The sequence below is a fragment of the Pseudomaricurvus alcaniphilus genome (assembly GCF_011440395.1).
GTDB classification, from domain to species: domain Bacteria; phylum Pseudomonadota; class Gammaproteobacteria; order Pseudomonadales; family Cellvibrionaceae; genus Pseudomaricurvus; species Pseudomaricurvus alcaniphilus.
This window is the reverse complement of the sequence record NZ_JAAOIX010000004.1, coordinates 255,734-274,008: the sequence shown is the minus strand read 5'-3', so window position 1 is coordinate 274,008 and position 18,275 is coordinate 255,734. Positions and strand designations below refer to the sequence as shown.

The 18,275-nt window shown below is 63.6% G+C and carries 16 protein-coding genes; 12 read left to right on the top strand and 4 right to left on the bottom strand.

Features of this window, described 5'->3' with window-relative positions:
- The first annotated feature begins 58 nt into the window (after positions 1-58).
- Positions 59-919 carry a 2-hydroxyacid dehydrogenase gene (locus tag G8764_RS11210; protein ID WP_166164720.1) on the top strand — a complete coding sequence of 287 codons (861 nt, stop codon included), beginning with the start codon at positions 59-61 and terminating at the stop codon, positions 917-919.
- Between the two features lie 55 nt (positions 920-974).
- Here G8764_RS11210 and G8764_RS11205 read toward each other — a convergent pair whose 3' ends face one another.
- From G8764_RS11205 to G8764_RS11190, 4 genes are all read right to left on the bottom strand, one after another.
- Entirely contained in the window at positions 975-1,964 is a 990-nt protein-coding gene (locus G8764_RS11205) for a M14 family metallopeptidase (protein WP_166164719.1), read from the bottom strand.
- A gap of 95 nt (positions 1,965-2,059) precedes the next feature.
- Positions 2,060-3,553, bottom strand: coding sequence for an NAD-dependent succinate-semialdehyde dehydrogenase (locus G8764_RS11200; protein WP_166164718.1), 1,494 nt, complete (start codon positions 3,551-3,553; stop codon positions 2,060-2,062).
- An 18-nt stretch (positions 3,554-3,571) separates the two neighbouring features.
- Positions 3,572-4,660 (bottom strand): tartrate dehydrogenase, encoded by a 1,089-nt coding sequence (locus tag G8764_RS11195; protein WP_166164717.1) that lies wholly within the window; start codon positions 4,658-4,660, stop codon positions 3,572-3,574.
- A gap of 2 nt (positions 4,661-4,662) precedes the next feature.
- Positions 4,663-6,045: an aminotransferase class III-fold pyridoxal phosphate-dependent enzyme gene (locus G8764_RS11190; protein ID WP_166164716.1), complete on the bottom strand. Its 1,383-nt coding sequence runs from the start codon at positions 6,043-6,045 to the stop codon at positions 4,663-4,665.
- 130 nt (positions 6,046-6,175) lie between these two features.
- Between G8764_RS11190 and G8764_RS11185 the strand changes: the two genes are divergently transcribed.
- From G8764_RS11185 to aspA, 11 genes are all read left to right on the top strand, one after another.
- The gene (locus G8764_RS11185; protein WP_166164715.1) at positions 6,176-6,436 is read left to right on the top strand and encodes a hypothetical protein; all 261 of its coding nucleotides are present in this window, start codon (positions 6,176-6,178) and stop codon (positions 6,434-6,436) included.
- A gap of 48 nt (positions 6,437-6,484) precedes the next feature.
- Positions 6,485-7,153, top strand: coding sequence for a haloacid dehalogenase type II (locus G8764_RS11180; protein ID WP_166164714.1), 669 nt, complete (start codon positions 6,485-6,487; stop codon positions 7,151-7,153).
- 6 nt (positions 7,154-7,159) lie between these two features.
- Complete coding sequence (locus G8764_RS11175) at positions 7,160-8,449, top strand: NAD(P)/FAD-dependent oxidoreductase (RefSeq protein WP_166164713.1); 1,290 nt, start codon at positions 7,160-7,162, stop codon at positions 8,447-8,449.
- An 88-nt stretch (positions 8,450-8,537) separates the two neighbouring features.
- Positions 8,538-10,160: an ABC transporter substrate-binding protein gene (locus G8764_RS11170; protein WP_166164712.1), complete on the top strand. Its 1,623-nt coding sequence runs from the start codon at positions 8,538-8,540 to the stop codon at positions 10,158-10,160.
- Between the two features lie 88 nt (positions 10,161-10,248).
- On the top strand, positions 10,249-11,199 hold the full coding sequence (locus G8764_RS11165; RefSeq protein WP_166164711.1) for an ABC transporter permease: 951 nt from the start codon (positions 10,249-10,251) through the stop codon (positions 11,197-11,199).
- Positions 11,200-11,203: 4 nt separating this feature from the next.
- Positions 11,204-12,034 (top strand): ABC transporter permease subunit, encoded by an 831-nt coding sequence (locus tag G8764_RS11160; protein ID WP_166164710.1) that lies wholly within the window; start codon positions 11,204-11,206, stop codon positions 12,032-12,034.
- A gap of 1 nt (position 12,035) precedes the next feature.
- Positions 12,036-13,874, top strand: a complete 1,839-nt coding sequence (locus G8764_RS22945; RefSeq protein WP_166164709.1) for an oligopeptide/dipeptide ABC transporter ATP-binding protein — start codon at positions 12,036-12,038, stop codon at positions 13,872-13,874.
- The gene (locus tag G8764_RS11150; RefSeq protein ID WP_166164708.1) at positions 13,874-14,182 is read left to right on the top strand and encodes a (2Fe-2S)-binding protein; all 309 of its coding nucleotides are present in this window, start codon (positions 13,874-13,876) and stop codon (positions 14,180-14,182) included. The genes G8764_RS22945 and G8764_RS11150 overlap by 1 nt, the downstream gene beginning before the upstream one ends.
- Complete coding sequence (locus tag G8764_RS11145) at positions 14,164-15,618, top strand: NAD(P)/FAD-dependent oxidoreductase (RefSeq protein WP_166164707.1); 1,455 nt, start codon at positions 14,164-14,166, stop codon at positions 15,616-15,618. The genes G8764_RS11150 and G8764_RS11145 overlap by 19 nt, the downstream gene beginning before the upstream one ends.
- Positions 15,615-16,757, top strand: coding sequence for an FAD-dependent oxidoreductase (locus G8764_RS11140; RefSeq protein WP_166164706.1), 1,143 nt, complete (start codon positions 15,615-15,617; stop codon positions 16,755-16,757). Before G8764_RS11145 ends, G8764_RS11140 begins: the two co-directional genes overlap by 4 nt.
- Positions 16,757-18,229, top strand: coding sequence for an aspartate ammonia-lyase (gene aspA / locus G8764_RS11135; protein ID WP_166164705.1), 1,473 nt, complete (start codon positions 16,757-16,759; stop codon positions 18,227-18,229). Before G8764_RS11140 ends, aspA begins: the two co-directional genes overlap by 1 nt.
- The last annotated feature ends 46 nt before the right edge of the window (positions 18,230-18,275 follow it).

Below are 18,275 nucleotides of genomic sequence, written 5' to 3'. Positions count from 1 at the left end.
AGTTTACAAGTCGGAAGAGGCCCGCGGGCGTCACTGGCAGCAGCGTTTTGCCCGGGAAATGCCGGAGTTATCCTTTCATCTTTGGCCCGATGTGGGCGACCCGGAGGCGGTGGAGTTCTTGGTGGCCTGGCTGCCGCCGGACAATATGCTGGAGTTGTTTCCCAATTTGCGGGTGGTGTTTTCGGTGGGGGCCGGGGTTGATCATTTCGATTTGAGTGCCTTTCCGCCGCAGCTGCAACTGGTGCGCATGCTGGACCCGGGCATTGCCCAGGGGATGGTGGAATATGTCACCCTGGGCACTTTGGCCCTGCACCGGGATATGCCGCGTTTCCTGCAGCAGCAGCGCCAGCAGCAGTGGCAGGCGCAGCCCTGGGTGCCGGCCCAGCAGCGCAGGGTGGGGGTGATGGGGCTCGGCAACCTGGGGCGCGCGGTTATCGCCCAGCTGCGCTCGCTGGGGTTTCAGCTCAACGGCTGGAGTCGCTCGGCGCACCAGTTACAAGGGGTGACCTGTTTCGCCGGCTGGGAGCAACTGCCGGATTTTTTGCAGCAGACCGATCTGTTGATCTGCCTGTTGCCCCTGACCGCGGAGACCCGGCACATCCTCTGCGCCCGCAACTTCAACCACTTGCCCGCCGGGGCGGCGCTTATCAATGCCGGTCGCGGTGGTCACTTGCAGGAAGAGGATTTGTTGGCGGCGCTGGACAGCGGCCAGCTCGGCGCGGCAATGCTGGATGTGTTGCAAGAGGAACCGCCGGGGTACAGCCATCCATTTTGGCAGCACCCGAAGATCTGGCTGACCCCCCATATTGCCGGGGTGACTTCCCACGACAGCGGTTGCGATGTGTTGCTGGATAATGTGCGCCGCTTTCGGCAGGGGCTGCCAATGCACGGCGCGGTGGACCTCAGCCGGGGGTATTAGTGGTCCTCGTCGTCTTTTATTGGCCCCGGTTCACGGGGATCTTTAGTCCTTTAGTCTAGCTGTCCAGCCGGCCCAGGCGCACTACGGTAACACCCGGGCGCAGCTGGCGCAGCGAGGGCATGACCATCACGCAATTGGGGTAGGGGGTGGCCAGCGGCTGGCCGTCGCGCACGGCGTAGACGGTGCCCTTGTCGGGGAAGGTTTCCAGGCCGCGATAATCGCTGGCGAAGCGGAAGTCCATGCTGTTGGCGACGATGGCATCGGTGACCCGGATTACCCGCGGGTAGGGCTCCGGGGCGGCGCGCCAGGCGCGGGGAATATCGTTTTCATTGACCGTGCGAGCCAGCATCAGGAAGCGCGCCGCGCACTGCCGGGCGACGGTTTCCGCGTTTCTCTCCCAGTGCTGGCCGCACTCCACCAGCAGGGCGTTTTTGCAGCTGGCCGGGTCGCCAAAACCGCTGTAATCGCGCAGGCGTCGACCTTCGGCGTGACCGGCATCGACAATAATATTACCGGGCAGGGCCATTTGGCGGGCGTAGGTAACGCCCTTTTCCAGCGGCCCGGATAACATCAGCGGCGCGCTGCGCTCGTGCATGGAGTGCAGGTCGAGCAGCAGGTCGACCTTATCGATCACCGGCCGCATCTCCCGCGCCCGGCGCAGCTCCGAACAGTCCTGGCTGAGGTCATCCAGCAGTGCTTCGGTCCAGACGCGATTGAAGTCGCGATCCACAAAGCGGGAGGCGTCCGGGTTGGCGGCGTCGAAGCGGCTGAAGGCGGCGTGGTTGGCAAACGCCAGGGTCAACTTGCCGCGCCGCGGTCGCACATTGCTGAGCAGTAACTCCCGCACCGCGATGGCACCGCAAAACTCGTTGCCATGGGTAAGGGCGTTGATCATTACATGGGGGCCGGAGACCCCGCTGTCAAAACTGTACACATAGGGCACGCCGCAATTGCCCTCGGCAAAGGCGCTGATGTCCGGTGCCTGGATTTCCACCGGATAGGGTTCGAAAGTGCTGTTTGCCTGAGTGGTTGCCTGCTGCTTCATAACCTGCTGGTTCCTTATTGAGTGTCCAGATTGCCCTGGCCCGGATTGTTTTAACCTGGCTTGTCCTAACCTAGATTGTCCTAACCCAGATTGTCCTAACCCAGATTGCCCTGACACAGATACTTGATGTTTTGATAGTCATCGAGGCCATAGTGCGACCCCTCGCGGCCGTAGCCGGATTCCTTGGCGCCACCAAAGGGCGCCGCCTCGCTGGCCACCGCGCCCTCGTTAATGCCAATCACTCCCGCCTGCAGGGCTGACGACACGCGCCAGATGCGGCTCGGGTCCTGGGTGTAGAAGTAGGCGGCCAGGCCAAAGGGCGTGGCGTTGGCCTGCTCGATCACATCGCTCTCGCTGTGAAAACGAAACAGCGGCACCAGCGGGCCGAAGGTCTCCTCGTGGCAGACCTCCATAGCGGTGGTGACGTCGGCGAGGATGGTGGGGGCAAAATAAAACGGGCCGTCGGCGATGGCATTGCGCAGCGGCTGGCCGCCCGCAACCAGGCGGGCACCCTGGGCCACGGCGTTGTCCACGTGGCGCTGGATCTTGTCGATGGCGCGGCGGTTGATCATGGGACCGATGGTGGCGGCGGGGTGGGTGGCAGGCCCGACGCTGAGCTGCTCCACCTGAGCCTGCAGCTTTTCGGTAAAGGCGGCCATCACATCGCTGTGCACATAGACCCGATTGGGGCAGACACAGGTCTGGCCGCCGTTGCGAAACTTGGCCGCCATCAGGCCACTCACCGCCGCGTCCAGGTCGGCGTCGGCGAAGACGATAAAGGGGGCATTACCGCCCAGTTCCAGCGACAGTTTTTTCAGGGTGTCGGCGGATTCCCGGGCCAGGTGCTTGCCCACCGGAGTGGAGCCGGTGAAGGTGATCTTGCGCACCCGGCCGTCGCGCAGCCAGCAGTCCACCACCGTCGCGGTGCTCTCCCGGGAGGCGCTGACGATATTGATGGTGCCGGCCGGGAAGCCGGCCTCTTCGGCCAGCTTTACCAGTGCCAGGGCGGTCAGCGGTGTGTCCTCGGCGGGCTTGGCAATGACCGTGCAACCGGCGGCCAGGGCCGGCGCCAGTTTGCGCGCGATCATGGCCAGGGGGAAGTTCCAGGGGGTGATGGCGGCCACCACGCCGATCGGTTCCTTGACCACCATCTGCAGCTTGCCGGGCGCCAGCGCTGGCAGGATATCGCCGCGGGCGCGCACCGCTTCCTCCGCAAACCACTCCACATAGGAGGCACCGTAGGCCACCTCAGCGCGGGCTTCGGCCAGCGGTTTGCCCTGCTCCAGCGACATCAGGGTGGCGAGGTCTTCGCTGTTGGCGAGGATCAAGCGGTGCCACTGTTTCAGCAGTTGCGAGCGCGCCCTGGCGGTCTGCGCGCGCCACCGGGGCAGGGCCGCTTGCGCTGCATCCACCGCGGCGAGAGCGTCTTGCTGGTCGCTGTTGGCCACCTGGGCAAACACCGTGTCGGTGGCGGGATTGCTCACCGCCAGTTGACCGCCGGCGGCACTGTCACACCATTGACCGGCAATAAAGTTCTGGCGACAGAGCAGGTCGGCGCGCTGCAGCTGCAGGGGGATGGATTCATTCATGCGCGGTCAAACTCCTGATTATCGGGCCACCAGCTCGGCGATGGCTTTGCCCATCTCGGTGGTGGAGGCCTGGCCACCGAGGTCGGCGGTGCGCGGTCCTTCGGCCAATACGGTTTCGATGGCGGCGACGATGGTGTCGTGGGCCTCGCGGCAGGGGCCGCTGCCCTGGCCGAGGAAGTCCAGCAATAGGGCGCCGGACCAGATCATGGCCACCGGGTTGGCGATGTTCTTGCCACTGATGTCCGGGGCCGAGCCGTGCACCGGTTCGAACAGGGAGGGAAACTTGCGCTCCGGGTTGAGATTGGCTGACGGCGCCAGGCCGATGGTGCCGGTACAAGCTGGCCCCAAGTCGGAGAGGATGTCGCCAAACAGGTTGGAGGCCACCACCACGTCAAAGCGCTGGGGCTGCATAACAAAGCGGGCGCAGAGAATGTCGATGTGCTGCTTGTCCCAGCTGATATCCGGGAATTCAGTGGCGATGGCGGCGGCGCGCTCGTCCCACCAGGGCATGCTGATGGCCATGCCGTTACTCTTGGTGGCCACGGTCAGCTGTTTGCGGCTGCGCTGCCGGGCCAGGTCGAAGGCGTAGCGCATGACCCGGTCGGTGCCGTGGCGGGTGAACACGGACTGCTGCATCACCACCTCGCGCTCGGTGCCCTCGAACATGATGCCGCCGATGGCAGAGTACTCGCCCTCGGTATTTTCCCGCACCACCAAAAAATCGATGTCGCCGCCAGCGGCGCTGTTGAGCGGGCAGGGCACACCGGCAAAGGTGCGCGCCGGGCGCAAGTTGATGTACTGGTCGAACTCGCGCCGGAATTTAAGGATCGAGCCCCACAGGGAGATGTGGTCGGGCACGGTGTCCGGCCAGCCCACGGCGCCAAAGTAAATGGCGTCCATGCCCTGCAGTTGTGCTTTCCAGTCGTCCGGCATCATCTGGCCGTGGGCGGCGTAGTAGTCGCAGCCGGCCCAGTCGATGTGGTGGTAGGCGATATCGATGTCAAATCGCGCCGCCGCGGCCTGCAGTACGCGCAGGCCTTCGGGCATAACTTCCTTGCCGATGCCGTCGCCGGCAATTACGGCGATGTTGTAGGTAGAGTTGGTCATGATCAGGCCACCGCCTTGCGGATGTCAGTTTGGTTGAGCAGGGTATCGAGTGACAAGGTCAAACGATCGAACAGGAACTCGAAGTCGCGCTCGCTAAAACACAGGGCCGGGGCGAAGCCGAGGATGCCGTCGGCGAAAGCGCGGAAGATAATGCCGTTTTCATAGGCGATGCCGGCCAGGCGGTCGTGCAGTTGCAGTTCCGGCGCAAAGCGCGCTTTAGTGCCCTTGTCGGCCACCAGTTCCAGCGCGCCCAGCAGGCCGCGCTGGCGGGCGTCGCCCACCAGTGGGTGGGCAGTCATGGCCTGCAGGCGCTCGGCGAAGTAGGGTGCCACTTTCTGGCCATTGGCCAGCAGTCCGCCCTCCTGGTAGAGGCGCAGTACTTCCAGCGCCACCGCAGCGCTGACCGGGTGGGCGGAGTAGGTCTGGCCGTGGCCCACCAGTGGCGCGCGGTTGGGGCCGTCGGCAATGCCGGCGTAGATGGCATCGGACATCATCACGGCACCCATGGGGGCGTAGCCGGAGGTCAGGCCCTTGGCCATGGTCATCAGGTCCGGTTGCACGCCTTCCGCCTCGCAGGCAAACATGGGGCCGGTGCGACCAAAGCCGGTAATGACTTCATCCACCAGCAGCAGAATGCCCAGTTCACGGCAGGTAGCTTCCATGGCCTTGAGCCAGCCCACCGGCGGCACCAGCACCCCACCAGAGCCGATGATGGGCTCACAGAAAAATGCCGCTACCTGGTCGGGGCCACCCAGTTCCGCCACCTTGGCGCGCAGGTTGGCGACCGAGGCGTCAATTATCGCCTGCGGGTCGCTGCCCACCGGGCTGCGGTAGACGTAGGCGCAGGGAATGTGGTGCTGGTTGGCCAGCGGCAGGTCGAAATTGGTGTGGAAAGCCGGCAGGCCGGTCATGCCCGCGCCCACCGCCGAGGAGCCGTGGTAGCCGCGCTCCTGGGCAATAAAGTGTTTGCGTTGGGGCTGGCCAATGGCGTTGTAATAGTGGGTAATGTAGCGAATAGCGCTATCCACCGCATCGGAGCCACCAAGGGTGAAATAGACGTGCTCAAGGGACGCCGGTGTCAGTTCCACCAGTTTCGCCGCCAGCCGTATGGCCGGCTCCGAGCCGTAGCCAAAATAGCCGGTGGCGTAGGGCAGTTGGCTCATCTGTTTGGCGGCAGCTTCCACCACGCTCTGCTGGCCGTAGCCGGCATTGACGCACCATAAACCGGCGAAGCCGTCGAGCAGGCGCTTGCCATCGATATCGGTCAGCCAGGCGCCGTCGCCACTCTGCAGAATTTTTACGCCTTTCTCTTCGTGGGCACGGAAATTGATCACCGGGTGGATCAGGTGGCTGCGGTCCAGCTCGGTTAGCAATGATTTGGTCATAGGTAACATCCGGCATATGGGTGGATTGCTTTGGCCGGCGCTGATCAATCCTGTTTAACAACTAATGCGGCCGGGCAATATGTAAATGTGCAAATGTGCACTGTAGGACTATGTTAACGACAGCGCGCTGGTGGGTGTTGTTGTTAGGTCGCAATCAATCTCCATTGTTCTGTTGTTTTTCCGGCATTATCAGCATTATATGCTGCCGGTGAAACCGGCTGGCAGCGGTCGACAATCGGCACCATCTTTAGTCACCACATTGGTGCAAGGTTCGCGTATAAATAAGAACAATCAGCAACGGCAAACTGTGCTGATTGCAACGCCAAAACAGCGTATTTTTCAGCGCAGGGATTCCAAATCAGGACTATCTGTTGGCGGCAACGTGCTGTAATACTTTTCAACCTGTATTCACCCACTGCGGAAAACTGCGAGAGAAACTATGAGCACTTTCAGACCCAAATTCATCAGCTTTGACTGCTACGGCACATTGATTTACTTCCAGATGGCCAACATGGCCCGGGAGTTGTTCAGTGACCGCGTCACCGCGGAGCAAATGCCCCAGTTCTGCAAAGACTTTTCTGCCTACCGCCTGGACGAAGTGCTCGGCGCCTGGAAGCCCTACCAGGAGGTGGTGCGCAACTCCGTAGCCCGCACCTGCAAACGCTGGAACATCGAGTATCGCGATGAAGACTCCATCACTATCTACAACGCCGTGCCCACCTGGGGGCCGCACCCGGATGTGCCCGAGCCGCTGAAAGTTATCGCCAAGGAAATACCGCTGGTGATCCTGTCCAACGCCATGAACGTGCAGTTGCCCCACAATGTTGAGAAGCTGCAGGCGCCGTTCGCCCACGTCTACACCGCCGAGCAGGCCCAGGCTTACAAGCCGCGCCTGCAGGCATTTGAATATATGCTGGACAACCTCGGCTGTAATCCCGAAGACATGCTGCATGTCTCCTCCAGCCTGCGCTACGACTTGATGTCGGCGGACGATATCGGCATCAAGAACAAGGTGTTCGTCAACCGCGGCCACGAGCCGTCGACGCCTTACTACAACTACCACGAAATCCAGGATATCGGTGGCTTGCCAGGCATCGTTGGGCTCTAAAATTCTATGAAACTTGAATCCTTCTGGCTGGACACTGCACCGGCGTTCCAGGGCGGTGCCGCCGGGCAGGTAGGCGAGGCGGCGGACCGGGTGGATGTGGCCATTGTTGGCGGCGGCTACAGCGGTTTGTCCGCGGGCCTGGCGCTCGCCCGCCGCGGCGCCAGTGTGGTGGTGCTGGAGGCGGGCCGGGTCATCGGCGAGGCCTCCGGGCGCAATGGCGGCCAGTGCAACAATGGCACCGCCCAGTCCTATTCGGCGCTGGTGCAGGAGTTTGGCGAGGACACGGCGCGGCGCTTCTACCTGGCCTACAACAGCGCGGTCGACACAGTCGAGCGGCTGGTGCAGTCAGAAAATATCGACTGCGGTTTCCGCCGCTGTGGCAAGCTCAAACTGGCGGCCAAGCCGGAACACTACGAGGGCCTGGCCCGCGCCAGTGAAGCCTTGCTGGCGGCCGGCGTCGACCCTGGTGTAAAGCTGGTGACGGCGGCCGAACTGCCGGCGGAATTGGGTTGCGGCGGCTATTTTGGTGGCCTGCTGCAGCCGGACAGTGCGCAAATGCACGTCGGCAAATTCGGTGTTGGCCTGGCTGAGGCCGCGGCCGCAGCGGGTGCTCGCGTGTACGAACACGCCGCCGTGACCGGACTGCAGCGCCTGCCCTCAGGCGACTGGCAGGTGAGCTCGGCTCGCGGCAGTGTGCAGGCCAAACAGGTGCTGGTCACCACCGGTGGCAGCGGCCCCGGCCCCTTTGGCTGGTTTCGGCGCCGCATCGTGCCGGTGGGCAGTTTCGCCGTGGTCACCGCACCGCTGCCGGCCGAGTTGACCGAGCGGCTGCTGCCGCAGTCGCGCAATTACGTCACCACCCGCCATATCGGCAACTACTTTCGCCTCACTCCCGACAATCGCCTGCTGTTCGGCGGCCGCGCCCGCTTTGCGGTATCCAATCCCAAGTCCGACCAGAAGAGCGGTGCGGTATTGCGAGCGGCACTGGAACGGCATTTTCCCGAGCTGCAAGGGGTGGGTATCGACTACTGCTGGGGCGGCACCGTGGATATGAGCCAGGATCGCCTGCCCCGGGCCGGTGAAAAGAATGGCTTGTACTACTCCATGGGCTACAGTGGCCACGGCGTGCAGATGTCGGTACATATGGGCGAAGTTATGGCTGAGGTGATGGCGGGTAATCGCGCCGCCAACCCCTGGCGGGATTTGTCCTGGCCGGCGATCCCGGGGCACTTTGGCAAGCCCTGGTTCCTGCCGCTGGTGGGCTTGTATTACCAATGGCTGGACCGGGTGCAGTGAGTACCCGGTAGCTGGGCTGCAGGGCAGCGTGACTGTTGCGCCAGTCTTCTGGGCACACCTTTGAATCGAATTGACGGATAGAGACAGTATGGTAAATCGAAACAAAGACAGCGTTGACCAGCAGCGGCGCAAATCCTTGCGCTTGCTGGCGGGTGCCGGCGCCGCCGCGGGGCTGGGCTACCTGGGTTGGACGGCGCTGTCGGACTCGAGCGACGAGACCGAGTTGCAGCGACGCCTGGCGCTGGCAGAGCTGGACAGGCTCGGTAATACGCCAGTGCGAGGGGGGCGGATTCGGGTCGCCAGTTTGTCCATCTCCACCGCCGACACCCTCGACCCGGCCAAGGGCTCCCTGTCCACCGATTATGTGCGCCACAATATGCTCTACAACGGCCTCACCCGCTTCGATGAGCACCTCGATGCCCAGCCGTCGCTGGCGCAATCTTTTAGCAGCAGTGACCAGACCACCTGGTTGTTTGAGTTGCAACCCGGGGTGGAATTTCACGATGGCAAGTCCCTGCACGCCGACGACGTGGTCTATTCACTGCTGCGTCACAAGGATCCGGCCACTGCCAGCAAGGGCGCCGCGGTGGCCGCGCAATTCAGCGCAGTTAGGGCCCGGGGGCCACTGCAGGTGGAGATCGAACTGAACGGCCCCAACGCCGATTTGCCGCAGATTCTGGCCACCTCCCACTTCACCATTATCCAGGACGGTACCAAAGAGTTTCGCACCGCCATCGGCACAGGGCCGTTTAAACTGAAGGAGTTTGTGCCCGGCGTGCGCACCATCGTCGAGCGCAACGAAAACTACTGGCGTGAGGGCCGGCCCTACCTGGATGAGATTGAACTGATCGGTATCCCCGACGAAACGGCGCGGGTCAACGCGCTCCTGTCCGGTGACGTGCAGTTGATTATCGCCGTCAACCCGCGTTCGATCCGCCGCATCAACCAGACCCCGGGCTTTGCCGTCAAGGAGACGCCTTCGGGGCTCTACACCAACCTGATTATGCGCCAGGATATGTACCCCTCCAGCAATCCGGATTTCGTCCTGGCGATGAAGTACCTGATGGATCGCGACCTGATCAAGCGCGCCCTGTTTCGCGGCTACGCCACCATCGGCAACGATCACCCGGTGCCGCCCAGCCACCGTTTTTACGCCAGCGATTTGCCCCAGCGGCCCCACGATCCGGACCGCGCCCTCTACCACCTGAAAAAGTCCGGTATGACCGGCGCCCGCTACCCGCTGTTTGCCTCGCCCGCCGCCGAGGGCTCGGTGGATATGGCCACCTTGCTGCAGTTGTCCGCCTCCAAGGTGGGGCTCAAACTGGGGGTGAACCGGGTGCCGGGAGACGGCTACTGGTCCAATCACTGGATGAAGCACCCGCTGTCCTTTGGCAATATCAATCCGCGCCCCAGCCTCGACCTGCTGTTCAGTTTGTTCTTTAAATCCTCCGCCCCCTGGAATGAGTCGGCCTGGAAAAACCCCCAGTTCGACCAGTTGCTGCTGGCGGCCCGGGCGGAGGGCGACCAGGCCCGGCGCAAGCAGATGTACGTGGATATGCAGACCCTGATCCACAACGAGGCCGGTATTGGCGTGCCGGTATTTTTAAGCCTGATCGACGGTTTTGACCGCCGCCTGGGCGGGCTGGGCTCCATCCCCGTGGGCGGCCTGATGGGCTACTCCTTTGCCGAGCATGTGTGGTGGCACGGATGAGCCGGACGACGTTTCAGGCAAGCACCGTTGATGTAAGCACGGTTGAAGTAAGCACGGTTGAAGTAAGCATGGTTGAGGTAAGCGCACTATGAATCAATTGCTGTTGTTACTGGGCAAGCGCATCGGTGCGGCCTTGTTGACGTTACTGTTGGTGTCCGCGGTGGTGTTCTTTATTTCCAGCCTGTTGCCCGGTGATGCCGCCCAGGCCATGTTGGGGCAGAGCGCCACCCCGGAAGCGGTGGCGGCGCTGCGCTCCGCGCTGGGGCTGGATCAACCGGGCCATATTCGCTATGTGCACTGGCTCGGCGGTCTGCTCACCGGCGACCCGGGTATCTCACTGGCCAACGATATGCCGGTGGCCGAGCTGGTGGCCACGCGGTTGCCGAAATCCCTGGTGCTGGCCGGCATTACCACCCTGGTGGCGGTGCCGCTGGCGCTGTTTCTCGGTATCTACGCGGCCATGCACAGTGGTTCGCGCACCGATCGTGTGCTCAGTACCCTGACCCTGTGTATGGTGGCGGTGCCGGAATTCCTGTTGGCCACCGTGGCGGTGCTGGTGTTTGCGGTCAAGCTGCGCTGGTTTTCCGCCCTGTCCTACGCCCCGCCCGACGCCAGCCTGGGGGAGTTCCTCAGCGCCTACGCCATGCCGGTAATGACCCTGTGCCTGGTGCTGGTGGCGCAAATGGCGCGCATGACCCGGGCCGCGGTGATCGATCAATTGAACCAGCCCTACGTGGAAATGGCGGTGCTGAAAGGTGCCAGCCTCGGTCGCGTGGTGCTGCGCCACGCCCTGCCCAACGCCATCGGCCCCATCGCCAACGCGGTGGCGCTGGGGCTGTCCTACCTGCTCGGCGGGGTCATCATCGTGGAGGTGATTTTCAACTACCCGGGCGTGGCCAGTTTGATGGTGGATGCGGTGACCAACCGCGACATGCCCCTGCTGCAGGCTTGCGCCATGATTTTCTGCGCCGCCTACCTGGTACTGGTGTTGTTCGCCGACATCTGCGCCATCGTCTCCAACCCGAAATTGAGGAGCTAGACTCGTGCCGTTTAACCTGACTCGCCCGCCCAGCGCCACCGGCCTGATCGGTTTGGCGCTGGTGCTGTTCTGGCTGTTTGTGGCCCTGTTCGGGTCGCTGCTGGCCCCCCACCCGGTGGGTGAAATCGTCGCCTACGATGTGTTCGAACCCACCGGTGGCGCCTATCTTCTGGGTACCGATTACCTCGGCCGGGATGTGCTCAGCCGCATTCTCCACGGCGCCCGCTTTACCATCGGCCTGGCCCTGGTAGCGGCCCTGCTGGCCGGCCTCACCGGTACCGCGCTGGGGCTGTTTGCCGCTGTCAGCCCGCGCTGGCTGGACGAGACCCTGAGCCGGTTTATGGATGCGCTGATCTCTATCCCCAGCAAGATCTTCGCGCTGGTGATGATCGCCGCTTTCGATTCCTCGGCGCTGCTGTTACTGCTGATTATCGGCATTGCCTACACCCCCGGCTGTTACCGCATCGCCCGCTCGCTGGCGGTAAACCTCAACGCCATGGAGTTTGTACTGGTGGCCCGGGCCCGGGGCGAGGGGCGCCTGTACCTGGCCTGGGTCGAGGTGTTGCCGAATATGATTCACCCCATGCTGGCGGATTTCGGTCTGCGCTTTGTCTACGTGGTGCTGCTGTTGAGCAGCCTCAGTTTCCTCGGCCTGGGGGTGCAGCCGCCGGATGCCGACCTCGGCTCGCTGGTGCGGGAAAACATATCCGGTTTGGCCGAAGGGGCGCCGGCAGTGCTGATGCCGGCGCTGGCCATCGCTACCATTACCATCGGCGTCAACCTGCTGATCGACAGCCTGCGCGGCAAGATTCGCCACGCCGCCGGGGAGGTGTAACGTGAGTGCACATGTTGAGGTACAGCAGTTACAGGTGGTGGCCGAGACCGACACGGGCGGCACCATTACCATTGTCGACGACGTAAGCTTTGCCATCGACAAGGGCCAGGTGCTGGCCCTGATCGGTGAGTCCGGTTCCGGCAAGACCACTATTGCCCTGTCCCTGATGGGTTACGCCCGCGGTGGCTGCCGGCTTGAGTCCGGCTCTATCCGCATCGGCGCGACCGAGGTGATGGATCTCAGCCGCGAGCAGCTGGGGCAGCTGCGCGGCCGGCGGGTGTCCTACGTGGCGCAAAGTGCCGCGGCCTCGTTCAACCCGTCCCGGACCATTATGGACCAGGTCACCGAAGTGGCGGCGATCCACCACCTGATGCCGCGCCAGCAGGCGCAAAAGAAGGCGGTAGAGTTGTTCCGCGCGCTGGCCCTGCCGGAGCCGGACAGCATCGGCAGCCGCTACCCGCACCAGGTTTCCGGCGGCCAGTTGCAGCGCTTGATGGCAGCCATGGCGCTGATCTCCGATCCGGAGCTGGTGATCTTTGACGAGCCCACCACCGCGCTGGATGTGACCACCCAGATCGACGTGCTGCGAGCGTTTAAAAAGGTGGTGCAGGAGCGCAATATCACCGCGGTATACGTCTCCCACGACCTTGCGGTGGTGGCGCAAATGGCGGACCAGGTGGTGGTGCTGAACAAGGGCGCCATTCGCGAGCAGGGGGCCACCGCGCAGGTGCTGGATGCCCCCCGGGACGAGTATACTCGCACCCTGATGGCCGCCGCCCGCCAGCCACAACGCCACGGTCCCGAGCTGGACAGTGCGGTGCCGCCGCTGCTGGAAGTGCGCAACCTGCTGGCCGGTTACGGCAAGATCGACCGCCAGGGGCAGCCGGCCGTGCCCATTCTCAGCGATATCAATGTGTCCCTGCAGCGCGGTGCTACCCTGGGGGTGATCGGTGAATCCGGCTCCGGCAAGTCGACCCTGGCGCGGGTCATTGCCGGTCTGCTGGGGCCGGCCGCCGGCCAGGTACTGTTCGATGGCGAGGTCTTGCCACCCACGCTCAAGGGGCGCAGTCGCGAGCAGTTTCGCCGCATCCAGATCGTGTTCCAGAACGCCGATACCGCGCTCAATCCGGCCCACACCATCGCCCGTATCCTGGGCCGCCCGCTGACGTTTTACCACGGTTACCGCGGCGCCAAAAAGCAGCAGCGCATTGCCGAGTTGCTGGAACTGGTGCAGCTGCCGGCCAACCTGGCCGGGCGCCCCTGCAGCGAACTTTCCGGCGGCCAGAAACAGCGCATCAACCTGGCGCGGGCGCTGGCGGCGGAGCCGGATTTGATTCTCTGCGACGAGGTGACCTCGGCCCTGGACACCGTGGTGGGGGCCGCCATTCTCGATCTGCTCACCGAGCTGCGCAGTAAGCTGAATTTGTCGCTGGTGTTTATCAGCCACGATATTTCCACGGTGCGCTCCATGTGCGATGAGATTCTGGTGCTCTACAGTGGCCAGAAAGTGGAGTACGGTCGCCGCGAACATTTCGTCAAGCCGCCGTTTCACCCCTATACCGACCTGCTGATTGCCTCGGTGCCGGAGTTGCAACAGGGCTGGTTGGAGCGAGTGGCGCAGCGGCCGGCCCTGCCCGAGATCGGCCGGTCCGTCAAATCGCTGGAGCTGTGTCACTTTCTGGAGCGCTGCCCGGTGCGTATTGACGGGCGCTGTAATCGCCTGCCGCCGCCGCGGGTGCAAATGCAGCGTGGCAACGAAGTCCTCTGCCATCACGGCGAGCAGGAGTTGAGAGAACTGGAAATCCCCCCTTTGAAATGCGTCGCCGGAGGTGCCGGCTGATGAGCAAACGCTTTGTCCGCCTCGGGGAAACCCGGCGCCCTGAGGTGCAGCTGTACATCGACGGCGAGCCGGCTGTCGCCTTGCAAGGCGATACTCTGCTGGTGGCGCTGTTGCAGCACAGCAACCGGCTGCGCACCTCGGAATTTGGCGACGCTGAACGGGCCGGGTTTTGCCTGATGGGCGCCTGCCAGGACTGCTGGGTGCGCACGGAAGAGGGCGCTCGTTTACGCGCCTGCAGCACCACCGTGGCAGAGAATATGCGCATTGTCACCACGCAACTGGAGATCTCATGGCCGCAGCAGCAGTAGAGCCTCGCGTCGTCGTGGTGGGGGCGGGACCGGCGGGTAGTCGCTGTGTCGAAGCCCTGGTCAAGGCCGGTATCAGGCCGTTAGTAATTGATGAAAGTGCCCGCAGCGGTGGCCAGATCTATCGCCGCCAGCCGGATAATTTTACGCGCAGTGCGGAGCAGTTGTACGGCTCGGAAGCGGCCAAGGCGACCCGGCTGCACAAAAGCTTTGACGGTTTGCAGGGGCGGTTTGATTACTGGCCTGAAAGCCTTATCTGGAACCTGGCGGGCAACCGCATTTTTGTGGTGCGCGGTGCGCAGCAGTGCAGCGTGGAATTTTCGTCACTGGTGATCTGCAGCGGCGCCACCGACCGGCTGTTGCCGGTGCCGGGCTGGAACTACAGCGGCTGCTACAGCCTCGGCGGGGCGCAAATTGCGCTCAAGGCCCAGGCCTGTGCCATCGGTGCCGAAGTGGTGTTTATGGGAACCGGGCCGCTGCTGTACCTGGTGGCGGCGCAGTATGCCAAAGCCGGCGCCAGGGTGGCCGGGGTGCTGGATACCTCGCCGTTTTACCGGCGGGTCGCGGCGCTGCCGGACCTGCTGGCCAATCCCCGGGCGCTGTACCACGGCCTCGGCCTGACCGCCTCGCTGTACCTCAAAGGGGTGCCGGTCTACAGCGGGGTTGAACCGCTGGCGATCGAGGGCGATGCCGCCGCAGGCGTCTCCGCCGTGCGCTTTCGCGATGGTCGCGGGCGGGAAAAGCAGCTGCATTGCGACGCCGTGGCCATGGGCTATCACCTGCGCCCGGAAACCCAGTTGGCGGACCTGGCGCGCTGCCAGTTTGATTTTGATGCGTCCACCCGGCAGTGGTTGCCGCGCATCGATCGGGATGGCCGCAGCACAGTGGCAGATATTTACCTGGCCGGCGACGGCGCCCGCATTCGGGGTGCCGACGCGGCGGAAGCCAGCGGTGAGCTGGCGGCGCTGGCGCTGCTGGCGGACCGGGGCCAGGCCGTGGACAGCCAGCGGGTGGCCCGCTTGCAACAGCAACTAGGGCAACTGGAGCGCTTTGCCCGGGGCCTGGCCAAGGCCTTTCCCTGGCCGCACCAGTTGGCGGCGCAGCTGGCGGATGCAACGGTGTTGTGTCGCTGTGAAGTCGTTACGGTTGGCGAAATGCGCAGCACCATCGCCCTGACCGGCGCCAGCGAAGCCAACCGCGCCAAGGCTTTCAGCCGCGTCGGTATGGGCCGCTGCCAGGGCCGCTACTGCGCCAACGCCGGGGCGGAAGTGATCGCTGCGGCCACCGACGGTGATATCTGCAGCGCCGGTCGCTTGCGCGCCCAGGCACCGGTCAAGCCGCTGCCGCTGGCACTGGTTGAGGTGGCGCCGGAGGATTGGCTGGAGGTGTCGGCAGAGGGTGTGGATCCGGTATTGAAGCCAGCGGAGGCCGGCCTGTGAAACAAATAGCCAGCGATGTAGTTATTGTCGGCGGTGGCATTATGGGCAGTTCCGCGGCGCTGTTTTTGCGCCAGCGCGGTCTCTCGGTCACCTTGCTGGAGCGCGACCTGATCGGCCAGCATGCCAGTGGCACAAATTTCGGCAACGTGCGGCGCCAGGGGCGGCCGCTCTATCAACTGCCACTGGCCAATCGCGCCAGCGCTATCTGGCGCCGGGCGAAGGAACTGCTGGATACCGATGTGGAATACATCCAGGGCGGGCATATGCGAGTTTGCTACCGCGACCGCAGCGAAATGGTGGAGCGCATGGAAAGCTACGCTCGCGACGCCAAAGAGTTGGGGCTGGAGCTGGAGTTGCTGAGTGCGCCGGCGATCCACAAGCGCTTCCCGTTTCTCGGCCCGGAGGTGCTGGCCGGTTCCTACTCGGCGCTGGACGGCCACGCCAATCCGCGCCTGGTGTCGCCGGCGTTCGCCCGCGCCGCCCAGCGCCTCGGGGCTCGCATCGAGGAAAATACCCGCATTATCCTGGTGGAAAAAGTGGGCGAGGATTTCCAGGTATTGTCCGAGGCGGGCACAGTCTATACCGCGCCCAACGTGCTCATTACCACCGGCGCCTGGGGCAACGAGCTGGCCTCCCAGTTTCGCGAGACCGCACCGCTGACCAGCTTTGGCCCCAATATGTCGGTGACCGAGCCGGTACCCTACTGCATCAAGCCGTCGGTGGGGGTGTTCACCACTGAAGAAAAAGAAACCGTCTACTTTCGCCAGATCGAGCGGGGCAACGTCATTATTGGCGGCAGCACCCGGGCGCCGGGCTTTCCCAATACCTGTCGCACCCATGTGCGGCCGCAAAACACCCTCTCGCAGTTGCAGCAGATCCGCCGCCTGGCGCCGGGGCTGGGTCAACTGCGGTTGATTCGGGTGTGGAGTGGCACCGAGGGCTACCTGCCGGACTGGCAGCCGATCATGGGTCCGAGCGCGGTCGCGGCCGGCTTGTATTACGCCTTTGGTTTTTCCGGCGCCGGCTTCCAGATTGGCCCCGGCGTGGGGGAAACCATGGCCGAGTTAATTGCCAGCGGGCAAACCAGTATCGACCTGGAACCCTACCGGCCGTCCCGCTTTAGCCCCGAGGTAGGTTAATGAACGATTATCAGCCAGAGCCGGCAGTGGCCCAGCCGCTGCTGCAAACCGACTCCGCCAGTGTGCTTCCCGGGGGCAGCGCCGCAGCCGTGCGCGAAGAGCACGATCTGCTCGGCGAGCGTGATATTCCGGCCTCGGCCTACTACGGCATCAACACCCTGCGGGCACTGGAAAATTTTCCTATCAGCGGTATTGCCGTGGCCCAGTACCCGCACCTGATCAAGGCCATTGCCGCCATCAAGCAGGCGGCGGCGATCACCAACCGGGAGTTGGGCCTGCTCAGCAGCAACCGCGCCGAGGCCATTATTGCCGCCTGTGAGGCGCTGTGGTCCGGGCACTGCCACGACCAGTTTGTGGTGGACGTCATCCAGGGCGGGGCCGGTACCTCTACCAATATGAACGCCAACGAGGTGATCGCCAACCTGGCCCTGGAAAACCTGGGTTACGCCAAGGGCGCCTACGAGCAACTGCACCCCAACGAGCACGTCAATTTGGGGCAGAGTACCAACGACGTCTATCCCACCGCCATCAAGATCGCCCTCTGTTTCGCCTTGCAGGAACTGCAGCAGGCCATGGACGATTTGCGCGGTTCCTTTGCCGCCAAAGTCACAGAGTTTCGCTCGGTGATCAAGATGGGTCGCACCCAACTGCAAGATGCGGTGCCCATGACTTTAGGGCAGGAGTTCAGCACCTACTGTGACATGCTGGCGGAAGATCGAATGCGAGTGAGCGAGGCCATCGGCCTGGTGCAGGAGATCAACCTGGGCGGCACCGCCATCGGCACCGGCCTCAATGCCCACCCGCAGTATGCCGAGCGGGTCTGCCGCCACCTCAATCGCATCACCGGCCTGCCGCTGTGCACCGCCCCCAACCTGATCGAGGCCACCCAGGATTGCGGCGCTTTTGTGCAGTTGTCCGGGGTGCTGAAACGAGTCGCTATCAAGCTGTCGAAAACCTGCAACGACCTGCGCCTGTTGTCCAGCGGCCCCCGCGCCGGTCTCAACGAAATCAACCTGCCGCCGATGCAGGCCGGCTCCAGCATTATGCCGGGCAAGGTCAACCCGGTGATTCCGGAAGTGGTCAACCAGGTGGCGTTTGAAGTGATCGGCAATGACCTCACGGTAAGTTTTGCCGCCGAAGCCGGCCAGTTGCAGCTCAACGCCTTCGAACCGATCATTGCCCACAGTCTGTTTAAAAGCATCACCCACCTGACCCGGGCCTGCGTGGTGCTGGACCAGCGCTGTGTGCGCGGCATCAGCGCCAACGCCGAGCGCCTGCGCGCCCAGGTGGAAGACTCCATCGGCCTGGTCACCGCGCTCAACCCGCACATCGGCTATGGCAATGCCACCGATATTGCCCGCACCGCGCTGCTGGACAATCGCCGGGTCTACGACCTGGTGCTGGAGCGGGGCCTGCTGTCAAAGCAGCAACTGGACGACCTTCTGAAGCCGGAAACCCTGGCGGGTGGATAGCGAAGGGCTTGAACCCCTCGCTTGGCGCCGCAGACTTGGAAGATGG